Raw genomic sequence first — 13007 nt, forward strand, 5'->3', positions numbered from 1 at the left:
ACACTATTATGGACACATGTTCTATAAAGCGGACAGATTCGACGGGAGCGCGCCATGCATCTTTCCATGTGGACCTATCCCTGGGATATCCAGGACCAGGGGCTCGACGTCTTCGCTGCCGAGCTTGCCGGCCGGGCAGGCCTGACAACGGTCAGCCTGGCGACTTCCTATCATGCCGGCCGCTTCCTCCAACCGCGCAGCCCGCAACAGAAGGCCTACTTCCCCGAGGACGGAACGGTCTATTTCCGGCCGGATGGAAGCCTGTGGCAGGACACGCTGATCCGGCCGCTGATGGCGGGCAACGTGACCGAGCGCGGCGATATGCTGGAGGCGCTCGTCAGGGAGCGCGCGGCGACTGGTCTAAAAGTCTCCTGCTGGACGGTCTGCCTGCACAATACCCGTCTCGGCATGCTGCATCCCGATCACGTGACACGAAACGCCTTCGGCAATCCCAATTATTATAACCTCTGCCCCTCGAGCCCAGCCGCGCGGGCTTATGTCGTCACTCTCGTGCAGGACATCACGACGAACTACCGGCCTGACATGATCGAGCTCGAGAGCCCGAACTTCATGGGCTTCGCGCATGAATATCATCACGAGAAGGACGGGGTCGGCCTAAATGCCGAAGACGATTTCCTGCTGTCGCTCTGCTTCTGCGATCATTGTATCGCGCGCGCCGCTGGAGCCGGCGTGCCCGCAGAGGGCGCGCGCAGAACTGTGGCGCGCTTCATCGCCGAGCTCTGCGAACGAGCCGTGCCGGAGCGGCAGTTCCCGGATTTCCCGGCAGCCGGCATCGATGCCTTCCGCGACCATCCCGATCTCCATGCCTATCTTGCGTGGCGCAGCGAGCCGGTGACCAGTCTGATCGGCGAGATCAAGGCCGCGGCCGATCCGGCGACGCGTATGGTGCTTATCGATTTGAAGGACGGCTGGCTCGGCGGCGTCGATCTCGCAGCCGTCGGCAAGCTCTGCGACGGCGCGATTCTTTGCTGTTACGACACGACGCCGGCGGCCGTCGGCGATGTCATCCGAGCCGGCCGGGCGGCAATCGGGCGGGAAAAGTTCCTTGGAGTCGGCCTGCGCGTCTTCTATCCCGAGGTCAGCGGACCCATGGTGCTCGCCGCACGCGCCAAGGCCGCTATCGATGCCGGCGCCGACGGCGTCAATTTCTACAACTACGGCCTCATTCCGGCAAAGCGCCTCGACTGGGTCAAGGCCGCGGTGGACGCAATCAGTTAAGTGGGATCGCGCGTACGGGGATTGGCTCAGGATGCGATAGGTTCGGCAACCTGGATCAGGCAGTCGCCGGCCTGGCTGTCGCAATGCAGCCTGTGGGAAATCACGATGCCGTTCTCGGCAAAGCGGAGCTCTTCCTCCGGCTGCTCCAGGCGTTCCAGATCATGATACCATCCCGCCAGATCGCCGGCGGCACCGGCGGTGCCAAGCGCGACAGCCGGCTCGAACCAGCCTCTGCGGCTCGCATAGATGCCCTGGCTGTGCCGGGATAGCGAAAGCAGCTGCAGCGGCCCAGGCTGGGGGAGTGGTCCGCGCGACAGGACCGGGCGCTCGACGATGCCGAGTGTCAAAAGCAGCCGGTCGATCGCCGCCGCCGTGAAGGCCATCGTCTCGGGCGTCACGGTTCCGCCGCCGCCAAATTCGCCGGAAAGCCCGATCGTCCCCGCCCGCGCGGCAGCCCCCATCGATGTCGGCGCCGCCGGTCCGTTATCAGCAATGAAGGCATAGGACGCGCCGAGCGCCCGAATCAGCGACATGGACCGCTCGAAGCGGACGGCATCGGCCTGCCGCTCGATCAGCGTGCAGGGCAGATGCGCCATCGACGTGCCGCCCGAATGCAGGTCGAGCACGACGTCGTGGCGCGGAAAGAGTTCACGCTCGAGGAAATGCGCCATCCGCGCTGTCGGCGAACCGGCGGGATCGCCGGGGAAGGCGCGGTTGAGATTGCCGCCGTCGAAGGGCGAGCAGCGCTTGGCCGCCATCACCGCAGGCAGGTTCGCTATCGGCAGGATGGTGACGGCGCCGCGGATTTCCGCAACATCCAACAGCCGCATCAGCCGGCCGAGCTGCAGTTCACCCTCATACTCGTCACCGTGATTGCCCGCCATCAGCAGCAGAGACGGACCCTCGCCGTTCCTGAGATGAAGGACCGGGATGCGGATCTGATAATAGGGCGAACGGTCTATCGAATAAGGAATGGCGAGGTAGCCGGCCTGCCGGCCCTCGCGCGAGAAGTCGATCGGGTTGACGAGGCCGCTGTGCATGATCTCTCCAGTCCGGGCGGTTACTTCACCGTCAGAGCGCGGCGACCGCCGTCATCTCGACGCGCAGATCGGGATCGGCGAGGCGTGCTTCGGTGCAGGCGCGCGCCGGCGGGTTTTCGATGTCGACCCAGTCGTCATAGACGCCGTTCATCGCCTCGAAATCGACGATTGCCGGCAGGAAAACATTGACGGCGATCAGACGCGAGCGGTCCGTACCGGCCTCCTTCAAAAGAGCGTCGATTTTGCCGAGCACATCGCGGGTCTGCTCTTGGATCCCGGCCTTGCGATTTTCCGCGACTTGGCCGGCAATATAGACGAGACCGCCATAGCTGACGGCTTGGCTCATTCGCGAACCTTTCTGATAACGCTGGATCATGGGCAGGTTTTCCTTTTCTTGCTTTTGAAGGGAGAATTCAGCCGAAGCTTGTGAGATAGGCCGCCGTTACCGAATGGTCGGGGTCGAGACCATAGAGAATGGCGTGCCGGTCAAGGCAGGTGCAGGGATGAGAGATGCCGAACTCGATGACGTCGCCGACGCGGACATCGCTCGCCTCGGCAAGTCCGACGAAGGCGTGTTGATCGTTGAGGCGGAAAACCTCGGCGCTCTCGAGATGGCCGAGATACGCCCCATGGCGATAGAGCGCCAGCGGCCGTGGCAGGCCCTGGTCCATCGCCACGTCGCGCATGCCCATGCCTGAGATCGCAAGCCGCGGCTCCGGCCGCGACAGGACTTCGGCCCAGACCCGCAGCGCCGGATGAAACCCAGCCGCCGCCGAAAGCGTCTCACCAGCCATACGGAAACCGCCGCGCGAATCGAGGCCGGCAAGGCCGCGCTCGTAGACGCCGTGGTCGTGGAAGAAGATGGCGCCGCTACGCAGCACCAATCGGCAGGCCGGATCGGCCGCAACCGCGGCCGAAAGTCCGGCGATCACGAGATCGAAAAACACCGAGCCGCCGGCCGTCACAAGAAGCGCCCGGTCGGTGCTCGTGCGGGCGCGCACCTTCGGCAGAAAATCTGATGTCATCGCCATCAGAGCCTCGATGCGAAGCGTCGTCTCCGCCGCATCAGCGGTCGCGGCAGCACCTTCATAGGCGGCGATGCCACTCAACCGGAAGGTGGACGTCTCCGCGGCAAGAATTGCCTCGAGAACCGCCTCCGCGGTAGCGGCGCTGCGGACGCCGGCCCGGCCGGCGCCGAGCTCCACCAGCAGGCCAAGAGGCGGCAGGTCCATGCGCTCTCGCCACGCCGACCGGAGCGCTTCGACCAGCGCTGTCGAATCCACGAAGACGTGAAGTTCCGCATCGGGATACTGGCCGAGCAGAGCCGCAAGCCGTCGGGCCGCCGCCGCCCCGCCGATCTCGTTGGCGAGGATGAGGCGGCGCTGTCCCGCCTTCAGCAGGACGGCAGCCTGGCGGATATCGGCAACCGTCGTGCCCCAGGCCCCCGCCGTCACAAGCGCCTCTGCCAGCACCGTCGACATCGGCGTCTTGGCATGCGGCGCAATTTCGGCGCCGTGGCTTTTCACATAGGCCATCATCAGTTCGACATTGGCTGAGAAGGCCTGCCGGTCGAGCGAGATCAGCGGTAGAGCCATCCTGCCGTCATAAGGCTTCCATCCCTGCTTGCCGATTTCCGAGAGCGAAAGCGGCGGATGGCCCGGCGGAAAGCCCCGCACCCGCTCGTCGATCAGCACGTTTTCCCACGCAGCATGAAGCTCAGACATGGCAGCCCCTCCGGGCGTCGGACGGGTCGGCGATGCCGAGACGGTAGGTGTCGTTGGCGGTGACAAAGAACAGGGCGCGCTGCTCGTCCTGGGAGAGCTGCGAGGCGACCGTACGGAAAACCTCATAGATCTCGTCGAAAGACGCGTGCAAGCCTGCGACCGGAAAATCGCTCGCAAACATCGAACGTGCCGGCCCGAAACAATCGAGGCAATGCTCGATCACCGGTCGCAGGCTTTCGAGTGTCCAATCATTGTCGTAGGCGACGAGATCGGAAATCTTCAGCCGCACGTTGGGCTCTCCGCCGAGCGCCCGCAGGCCGCGGCGCCAGAGCGCCATGCCCTCGTGCGTCCTGTCGGCAGGGCTTCCGCCGTGGTTGATCACGAAAAGCGTCGCCGGAAAAGCCTGTACGAGCTCGAGCGCTTCAGCCATCTGCCAGGGATAGAGCATCAGGTCGAAGACCAGCCCGAGCCGCGTGACATGGGCAAGGCCTGCTCGCCAGGCGGGATCGCTCATGCGATTCGGACGCAACGCAAAACTCTTGGTCACATTGGGATGCCAGCTCAGAATATCGCGGATGCCGACGACGTTGGGATTTTTCGCTTCCGCCTCGAGCAGGCACATGGCGTCCGGCCGGTCGAGGGCTAAGCCGGCGACATAACGGCGCGCCACGCCGGAGCTGCGGTCGAGCCCATCCAGCCAACGGCTCTCCTCCAGCGGATAGGCAGCGCACCAGCCGGCCTCGACATGGACGGTCGCAACCACATTCTGGCGCGCCGCGTCGGCGTGGTAATCGTCGATGTCATAGTCGCGCAGGATCGGCGCTAAGCTCCCGAACACCATCTCTTCACCTGATACCTGCGCTTTCTGAAGCCAGGGATGACGCTGCAGGCCCAAGTCCCAGAGATGGTGGTGCGGGTCGATTACCGGCCCATCATAGCGTCCCGTCATCGGCGCGTCTCGCGGCCGGAAACGAGCAGAAGGGCGAGGATCAGCGTGCCGAACATGATCGACCGCCAGCTGGGCGAGGCGTTGACGACGGTGATCAGCGCCGTCGCCGTCACAAGCAGGATCGCTCCCGGAATGGTCCCGGCATAGGTGCCGCGGCCGCCGAGGATCGAGGTGCCGCCGAGCACGACGGCGGCGATCGAGGTCAGCAGATAGGGATCGCCGATGCCGACATAGCCTTGCCGGTTCATGCCGAGCACCAGAATGCCGGCAAGGCCGGCGAAAAAGCCCGACAGTGTATGGGCGATCAGCGTGTTGCGTGTGACGCTGACGCCGGAAAGCCGGGCGGCCAGCGGGTTCGCCCCGAGCGCCAGGAAACGGGCGCCAATCGGCATGTGGTGGACGAGCAGCAGGACGACGACCGCGACCGCGAGCCACAGAATGATGCCCGAGGGAATGCCGAGCGGCCGCGCCTGCCCGAGCAGGATGACGGCGGGATTGCTGACGGTGACGGCGCTGCCGCCGGCGACTATGACGAGCAGGCCCTGCAGGAAGGTCGCCATCGCAAGCGTCATGATGATCGGCGGGACGCGGAGATAGGTGGCACCTGCGCCATTCATCAAGCCGATGCAGGTGGCAATGGCAAGGGCTGACGCGATGCCGGCAAGGCCGGTCGGATCCCATGCCGGCGAAATCAGCGGCAACAGGATCGTCGTGACCGTGATCACCGCGCCGACGGAAAGGTCGATGCCGCCCATCAGAATAACCAACGTCTGCCCGGCGGCGACAATGCCGATCACGGCGGCGAGCTCGAGGAGGTAGCGCAAATGGCCGTAGGCGCCGAAGCCGCGCAGCGTGAAGCCTGCAACGAACCAGACGAGCGCCACCAGAAGAAAGGTCAGGAGCGGCGGGTTGCGGAATGCTGATCTGATGATGTTCATCGTCTTGCCCTCCACTCGCCGAGAAGTTCCGGAACGGCGACCGCGCCGACGATGATCAAGCCTTGAGCGACATATTGCGCCACCGGCGGGAAGCCGAGGAAGAACATGACGTTGATCATGACCGAGAGCAGCAGGCTGCCGCAGATCGCTCCGCGCATCGTGCCCTTGCCGCCGAGGAAGCCGACGCCGCCAAGCACGGCGGCGGCAATCGAGTTCAGCGTGAGGGGCGTGCCGATGACAGGATCGCCGGAGCCGGTCTGCGCAGCGACGAAGAGGCCGGTCAGCGCTGCCAGCAGACCGGAGAGCGCGAAAGCCGTGACCTTCACCCGTTCGACCGGGACGCCGGAACGGAATGCGCCGACCGGATTGTCGCCGGCCGCGTAGATGCCGAGGCCGAGCGGGGTGGCGAGAAAAAGCTTCCAGAGTGCCAGAACCACCACCAGCATCAGAAAGGCGACGGGCGTATGGCCGGCCAGCGCCGTCGACAGCCAGTCGGGAATGGCGCCGCCCGGCCGCGGCAGCAGGATGAGCGCCACGCCGCTGATGATGAAGGAGCCGGCGAGCGTGACGATGATCGCAGGAAGCCTCAGATAGGTGACGATGGCGCCGGTGGCGGCGCCGACCGCAAGGCCGGCGGCGGCGACCGCGAGAATGCCGCCCGACACGCCGAGCGCCCCTTCCATCGTCGTCGCGGCGATGACAGCGCCGAGACTGACGAGCGGACCGATCGCCAGCGTGATGCCGCCGTTCAGCATGAGCAGCGCCTGCGCCATGGTGACGAGTGCGAGCGGGAACCAGTTCTGCGTGAACTTCGAGAAGCCGCCGACCGAAAGGATGCCCGGGAAGAGCATCGCATAGAGAATGAGAAAGGCGGCAACGACGAGGTAGAGGCCGGAGAGGCCGCGATTGCGGCGCATCTGGATCGAGGGGTAGAGCCGGGGTGAGGAATCGGTGTTCATGCCGCCTCTCCCTGCGCCGTGGCGGTGACGCCCATGGCAGCACCGACGATCGCCGCTTCGCTGATCTCATCCTGCGACAGCACCGCCGCGACGCGCCCCTCGCGCAGAACCAGGACGCGATCGCAGAGATGCACGAGCTCCGGCGTGTCGGAACTGGCGAGAATGACGAGCCGCCCCTCGGCGGCGAAGGCGCGGAGCATCAGATAGATTTCCCGCTTGGTTTCGATGTCGACGCCGCGGGTGGGATCGTTTAGCAGCAGAACGGACGGATCGAGCGGCAGCCATTTGGCGAGCGCCACCTTCTGCTGGTTGCCGCCGGAAAGCGCCTGCACCGGGCGGGCCGTATCACCCTTGATCGTCAGCCGGCGGGCGAGATCGGCGACCAGACCGGTTTCCGCCGTCCGGTTGCGCAAGCCCTTGGCGGCAAGCCGTCCGAGCGAGGGCAAGATGAGATTGGAGGCGATGGAATGCGGCAGCACCAGCCCCTCATGCTTGCGATCGGCTGGGACATAGACAATGCCAGCCGCGTTCGCTTCGCCGACGTGAGCGGGCAGGCGAGGTTTGCCGGAAACTTCCGCTCGGGCGGCTGCCGCCGGAATGGCACCGTAGAGGCCAAGCAGCAGGTCTTCCTGCCCCTGACCCACAAGCCCGCCGATGCCGACGATCTCGCCGGCGCGGGCGGAGAAGGCGATGTCGCGCACCATGCCGGCGGAAAAGCCTTTGACGCCGATGCGCATGACGCCGGGCGCAGTGGCGCCACGCGGCGGGAACAGGTCGCCGGTCTCGCGGCCGACCATGAGACGCACCAGCCCTTCGCCGTCGATGCCGGAGAGCGACTGATCCGCTGTGACCCCGCCGTCCTTCAGCACCGTGACATGCGAGCAGAGCGCCTGCACCTCGTTGAGGCGGTGGGAAATATAGAGGAGTGCCATGCCGCGACCCCTGAGTGTCTCGATCAGCCCGGCGAGAATGCCGGCTTCATGGCCCGAGAGCGACGAGGTCGGCTCGTCGAGGATGAGCACCCGTGGTTTGCGGAACAGCGCCTTGGCAATCTCGACCATCTGGCGGCGGCCGAGCGCGAGATCGGCAACCGGCATGTCGAGCGGCTCGGTGAGCCCCACCATGTCGCACATCGCCTGCACGCCGCGGCGAAGCGCTCGGTAATCGATGAGGCCGAAGCAGCGCGGAAAGGCGCCGAGCCCGATATTTTCGGCAATCGAGAGACTGGCCGTCAGGCTCAACTCCTGCTGAACCACGGCGATACCGGCTTTCCGCGCCGCCGCTGGACTGAAACGCCCGACGGGTTTGCCGTCGACAAGAATGGACCCGCCGTCGGGCTGGAGGGCGCCGGACAGGAGGTTGATCAGGGTGGATTTGCCGGCACCGTTTTCGCCGAGCAGGGCATGAACCCTGCCCGGCAGAAGGGCGATGTCGACGCCCTTCAAAACCGGATTGCCGAAAAATCCCTTGAACACCTGCCGGGCTTCCAGCAGCGGGTTTTCTTCCGTCATGACGACGTCCCCAACGCGGATTACTTGGTCAACAGCTTGTCGAAGAGCGCCTTGTCGTAGTCCGAGTAGATATAGCCGTCGGCCGGGAACTTGTCGGCGCGTGCGAGATAGCCGCCGATCGAGCTGTCGTCGATAACAGGCAGCGGCACCTTGACAAAGGCCGGGACATCCTTGCCTTGCAGCGCCTGGACCGCGGTATAGACGGAAAGCGCGCCGAGCCAGTTGGGCTGCATCGTCGCCCAGCCCTTCAGACTCTTTTCCTTCCAGAGTTCGAGGAACTGCCTCGCATTTTCGCCTGTCGTCGGCACCTGGTCCCGGCCCTGGCGCTCGAAGGCGAGAACCGAACCGGCCGACAAGGCGCCGCCGAGCGACAGCACGCCGTCGATTTCCGGATTGGCGAAAAGCAGGCTTGTCATCGCTTCCTGTGCCGGCGCGACATTATATTCCGTGTTGGTCTCGGTGATCACCTGGATGCCTGGGTTGGCATCGAGAACCGGCTGGGCGCCCTTGCGGCGGTCGTCGCTCACCGAGATGCCGGCCGGGCCGTTCATGACGATGATTTTGCCCTTGCCGCCGAGCTGGCTCACCATCCACTTGGCAGCCGTCGCGCCCCATTCGTTGGAATCGGTGTTGATCTTCGCCGTCACCTTGTCGGTATTGACCAGGCTGTCGAAATTCACCACCGCGATACCCTTGTCGCAGGCGTCGGAAATGACGCGGTCGAGCGCCGTGGAGGAACCGGCGATCACGACGATGGCGTCGACATTGGCGTCGATCATCGACTGGATATGCTGGATCTGCGTCTGGGCATTGCCCTGCGCATCCGTGATCATCAGATCCTTCACCAGACCAGCTTTCTTCAACTCCTCCACTTCGGCCGTAATCGTGCCTTCGGTCTGTTTCATCCAGGTCGGCACCGAATAGATGTTCGCCCAGCCGATGGTGAAAGGCGCCTTCCTGTCGCCTTTGATGCAATTGGCCGCAGCCGAGGCCGAGCCGGTGGAAAGAACGAGAAGGGCGGCAGCGGCGGCAGCGCCGGCGAGAAGGCGGCGGCGACGCGAGGCAGAAATGCTGTTTTCAGAATTTTTCATGTCGATCCCCTTTTATGTGGCAGCGTTAGCGCTTGCCATCTGTTTTTGTCCACTATAACGTACATATGCTCTAAATAACGGACGGCCGATCTTATGCCGATTTTTCCGCCTCGCAAGAGGGATGAAAAAAATTTTCGCGGCCGGGAACAACAGGATTGGTTGACAGATGCGGCAGAGGGTTTGAAAAGCTTGGCCAAACAGAAATTGGGATCGACAGCAATGGACGCAATTCAGGACGAAGCAATCGGCAAGCGTGCCCGAGGGCTCGACCGTGCCTTCGAAATCCTCGATTTCCTGCGCCAGAAGCGGCAGGCTTTGAAGCCGAATGAAATCGCAGCGCAGATCGGCGCGCCGCGCTCATCGGTTTATGAGCTCGTCAACTTGCTGCTGAGCAATGGCATTCTGGAATTCACGGGCGGCGAGGGGCGCGTCTATCTCGGCCGTAAGCTCTATTTCCTCGGCGCCGCCTATGAAAACCATTTCGATTTCACCCGCGAATGCGAGGCCGCACTGGAGCAGCTCGCCGACGAAACGCGGGAGACGGCGCAGTTCTGCATGCTGGACGGAAATAAATATACGGTCGTGCGCATGCGCGAAGGCGCGCGGCCATTCCGCATTTCGACCGATATCGGTCAGTCGGTGCCGATCCCGTGGACTGCCTCCGGACGTCTGCTCGTCGCGCATCTGTCGGATCAGGAAATCCTGAACTTCATCCCGTCGCAGGATTTTCGTCTGCCGAACGGCGATTGGCTCGATCCGCAAAGCTTCATCGTCGAGGTCCGCCAGGCCGAGCGAGAAGGTCTCTTCACCTTCAACAGCATCGTCGACAGCTTTACCCATTGTTTCGCCGTGCCGGTGCGGGGCGAGGAGGGTCATGCGGCCGCAACGCTCTGCCTGGTCACGCCGCGCGATGACGGCATCGCCAACCGCGACCGCTACCTCGACTGCCTGAAAAAGGCCGCCGCCGGCCTGGAGCATGCCCCGGCCAGGCCGAAACGGGGCTGACACCCCGGACACGAACACCGCCGGCGTGACTTGCTGAAGGAAGCCGCACCGCTCAGCGTGCTTCCCTTAACGCGCTGTGTGCTTCCTTAAATCACAGTTGCATGTCGAAGAGCCGCCGCAGGACAGGCCATGTGTTGTTCTGCGCTTCGATGTTGATTTCGGGATTCAGTCCAATCCCGCAAATCTATTCACCCTTCTACCGAAACTACGGAATGAAGTTTCTCTATTAAATTTATAGAGTACGTATTCTGATGTTCTCAGCGACAGGTATTTCTGCCTTGCTGCTTGGCAAGACAGGCTGTCGCCGGTGAACGGAGAGGACGCAAATGACGCGCAAAATCAGGCTTGGGGCATTTCTTCCTGGCGGTGGACAGCATGTTGCATCGTGGCGGCATCCCGACCAGCCGGTCGACGGTGCGACCAGTTTCGAGTTTCACAAGCAGCTGGCACTCACGGCCGAACGCGGCCTCTTCGATGCTTACTTCCTGGCCGATGGATTGGCGGTCGGTTTCGGCGGAGCGCGTGAAGGCGGCAACGCCCGCGTGGCCGGCTTCGAGCCCGTCACCTTGTTCTCCGCTCTTGCGCCGCTCACCACTCACCTCGGCTTTATCGCGACCTCCTCGACCACCTACGAGGAGCCCTATACGACAGCCCGCAAGTTCGCCTCGCTGGATCTGATCTCGGATGGCCGTGCCGGCTGGAACGTGGTCACCACGACGGGCGATCTCACCGCGCAAAACTTCAACCGTGAAACGCAGCTGCCGCATGCCGAACGATATCGCCGCGCCGCCGAGCATGTCGATGTCGTCCGCAAACTCTGGGAGAGCTTCGAGGACGACGCGTTCATCCGCGACAAGGAGACCGGCGTCTTCTTCGATCCGGCGAAGCTGCACGACACCGACCACCGCGGCGAACATTTCAGCGTGCGCGGCCCACTCAACGTCTCGCGCTCGCCACAGGGGCATCCCGTTATCGTGCAGGCCGGACAGTCGGAAGACGGCCGCGGACTTGCCGCAGCAACCGCCGAAGTCATCTTCACCGCCCACCAGCATATCGAAACCGCCCAGGAGTTCTACCGCGATATCAAGGCACGCGCCCGCAGCCTCGGCCGCAATCCCGATCATATCCTCGTCATGCCCGGCGTATCCGCCTTCGTCGGCAGGACCGAGGCGGAGGCACGCGAGAAGTATGATCGCCTGACCTCGCTCATCCTCGAAGAAGACGGGATCGGCCTGCTCAACGGCCTCACCGGCGGCACGCTCGACCTGCACGGCTACGATCTCGACGGGCCTCTTCCGCCCGCACCGCCGACGGAAGGCATGAAAAGCCGCCAGGCACTCATCCGTCAGATCGCAGACGAAAACAACTTCACCATCCGCCAGCTCTACCAGTGGATCGCCTCGGCCCGAGGGCACTACACCATCGTCGGCACGGCAGAGCAGATCGCCGATACGCTGCAGACATGGTTCGAGAACGAAGCGGCCGACGGCTTCAACATTTTGCCACCCTGGCTGCCAACGGCGCTCGAGGACTTTGTCGATCTGGTTATTCCGGAACTCCAACGCCGCGGCCTGTTCCGCACGGCCTACGAGGGCAAGACGCTCCGGGAAAACCTCGGCCTGCCTTTCCCGACAAACCGCTGGACTGCCGGACGCGCCGTCCTTGAGGCAGCGGAGTGAGGAGAAATCCATGGCCTACGAAATCAACCAGGCTCTTCCGAGAAGCTTCGACCGTCTGAAAAGCAGCAAAGGCAGTAGTTCTCCTCTGGTTTCCCATGTGCGCGGAGTGCTCGCGGCATTTCTGCCGCGCTACGGTCTGCTCATCAGCTTCCTCGTGCTCTGGCAGGTGTCGAGCACCAGGGGCTGGATCAATCCCGCCGTCTTCCCGCCCTTGAACGTGATCCTGTCGGCGCTGTGGACCAATCTTGCCAATGGCGCCTTGCTCGATGACATCGCCATCAGCCTGCAGCGCTCCGGAACCGCTTTCGCCTTCGCGGTCGTTGTCGGTATTCCGCTCGGCCTGTTCATGGGCCAATTCCGCCTGGTTGAACAGGCGCTCGACCCGATCCTGCAGCTCTTCCGGCAGACCTCGGCGCTGGCTCTCTATCCGGTCTTCATCCTGCTGCTCGGGCTCGGTGAAACCTCCAAGATATTCGTGATCTTCTGGGCGACACTGTTTCCCGTGCTGCTCTCGACGATCGGCGGCGTCAAGGAAGTGGACAAGAAGCTCATCGAAATGGCTCGCACCTATGGCGCCGGACCGCTGACCGTCTTTCGCCGCGTCATTCTGCCGGCCTCCGTCCCGGCGATTTTCGTCGGCTTGCGACTTTCGGCGACTACGGCGCTTCTGCTGCTGATCGCTGCCGAGATGATCGGCGCCAACAAGGGCATCGGCTTTCAGGTGATGAACGCCCAGTACAATTTCCAGATCCCGCTGATGTTTGCGGCGATCCTGCTGCTCGCCTTCCTCGGGCTTGCCGCGAATGCCCTGCTCGTTCTCCTGCAGCGCCGTCTCTGCCGCTGGTCTCAGCCGAGCACGTAACCCGCTTCCC

At 63.7% G+C, this 13007-nt stretch carries 12 protein-coding genes; 4 read left to right on the top strand and 8 right to left on the bottom strand.

Annotated features, from left to right (window positions below; genetic code table 11):
* Positions 1-54 precede the first annotated feature (54 nt).
* The gene (locus HJC04_RS23300; protein ID WP_221147252.1) at positions 55-1239 is read left to right on the top strand and encodes a hypothetical protein; all 1185 of its coding nucleotides are present in this window, start codon (positions 55-57) and stop codon (positions 1237-1239) included.
* Between the two features lie 26 nt (positions 1240-1265).
* Here the strand turns inward: HJC04_RS23300 and HJC04_RS23305 are convergent, their stop codons facing one another.
* From HJC04_RS23305 to HJC04_RS23340, 8 genes are read right to left on the bottom strand one after another with little or no spacing between them, the layout of a single operon-like run.
* A complete protein-coding gene (locus HJC04_RS23305; RefSeq protein ID WP_210633464.1) occupies positions 1266-2279 on the bottom strand; it encodes a succinylglutamate desuccinylase/aspartoacylase family protein in 1014 nt (337 codons plus the stop codon).
* A 31-nt stretch (positions 2280-2310) separates the two neighbouring features.
* A complete protein-coding gene (locus HJC04_RS23310) occupies positions 2311-2655 on the bottom strand; it encodes a RidA family protein (protein WP_210633463.1) in 345 nt (114 codons plus the stop codon).
* A gap of 37 nt (positions 2656-2692) precedes the next feature.
* Entirely contained in the window at positions 2693-4003 is a 1311-nt protein-coding gene (locus HJC04_RS23315) for an alanine racemase (RefSeq protein ID WP_221147253.1), read from the bottom strand.
* Positions 3996-4952 carry an amidohydrolase gene (locus HJC04_RS23320; RefSeq protein WP_210633461.1) on the bottom strand — a complete coding sequence of 319 codons (957 nt, stop codon included), beginning with the start codon at positions 4950-4952 and terminating at the stop codon, positions 3996-3998. Before HJC04_RS23320 ends, HJC04_RS23315 begins: the two co-directional genes overlap by 8 nt.
* A complete protein-coding gene (locus HJC04_RS23325) occupies positions 4949-5890 on the bottom strand; it encodes an ABC transporter permease (RefSeq protein WP_221147254.1) in 942 nt (313 codons plus the stop codon). Before HJC04_RS23325 ends, HJC04_RS23320 begins: the two co-directional genes overlap by 4 nt.
* The gene (locus HJC04_RS23330; RefSeq protein WP_221147255.1) at positions 5887-6849 is read right to left on the bottom strand and encodes an ABC transporter permease; all 963 of its coding nucleotides are present in this window, start codon (positions 6847-6849) and stop codon (positions 5887-5889) included. The genes HJC04_RS23325 and HJC04_RS23330 overlap by 4 nt, the downstream gene beginning before the upstream one ends.
* Complete coding sequence (locus HJC04_RS23335) at positions 6846-8360, bottom strand: sugar ABC transporter ATP-binding protein (RefSeq protein WP_210633458.1); 1515 nt, start codon at positions 8358-8360, stop codon at positions 6846-6848. The genes HJC04_RS23330 and HJC04_RS23335 overlap by 4 nt, the downstream gene beginning before the upstream one ends.
* Positions 8361-8380: 20 nt before the next feature.
* Positions 8381-9451, bottom strand: coding sequence for an ABC transporter substrate-binding protein (locus HJC04_RS23340; RefSeq protein ID WP_210633457.1), 1071 nt, complete (start codon positions 9449-9451; stop codon positions 8381-8383).
* Positions 9452-9670: 219 nt separating this feature from the next.
* Between HJC04_RS23340 and HJC04_RS23345 the strand changes: the two genes are divergently transcribed.
* From HJC04_RS23345 to HJC04_RS23355, 3 genes are all read left to right on the top strand, one after another.
* Positions 9671-10456: an IclR family transcriptional regulator gene (locus HJC04_RS23345; RefSeq protein ID WP_221123325.1), complete on the top strand. Its 786-nt coding sequence runs from the start codon at positions 9671-9673 to the stop codon at positions 10454-10456.
* A gap of 326 nt (positions 10457-10782) precedes the next feature.
* Positions 10783-12135, top strand: a complete 1353-nt coding sequence (locus HJC04_RS23350; RefSeq protein ID WP_221123326.1) for an LLM class flavin-dependent oxidoreductase — start codon at positions 10783-10785, stop codon at positions 12133-12135.
* A gap of 10 nt (positions 12136-12145) precedes the next feature.
* Complete coding sequence (locus HJC04_RS23355) at positions 12146-12997, top strand: ABC transporter permease (protein ID WP_210633454.1); 852 nt, start codon at positions 12146-12148, stop codon at positions 12995-12997.
* The last annotated feature ends 10 nt before the right edge of the window (positions 12998-13007 follow it).

Source organism: Rhizobium sp. NLR8a (genome assembly GCF_019685235.1).
Taxonomy (GTDB): Bacteria; Pseudomonadota; Alphaproteobacteria; order Rhizobiales; family Rhizobiaceae; genus Rhizobium.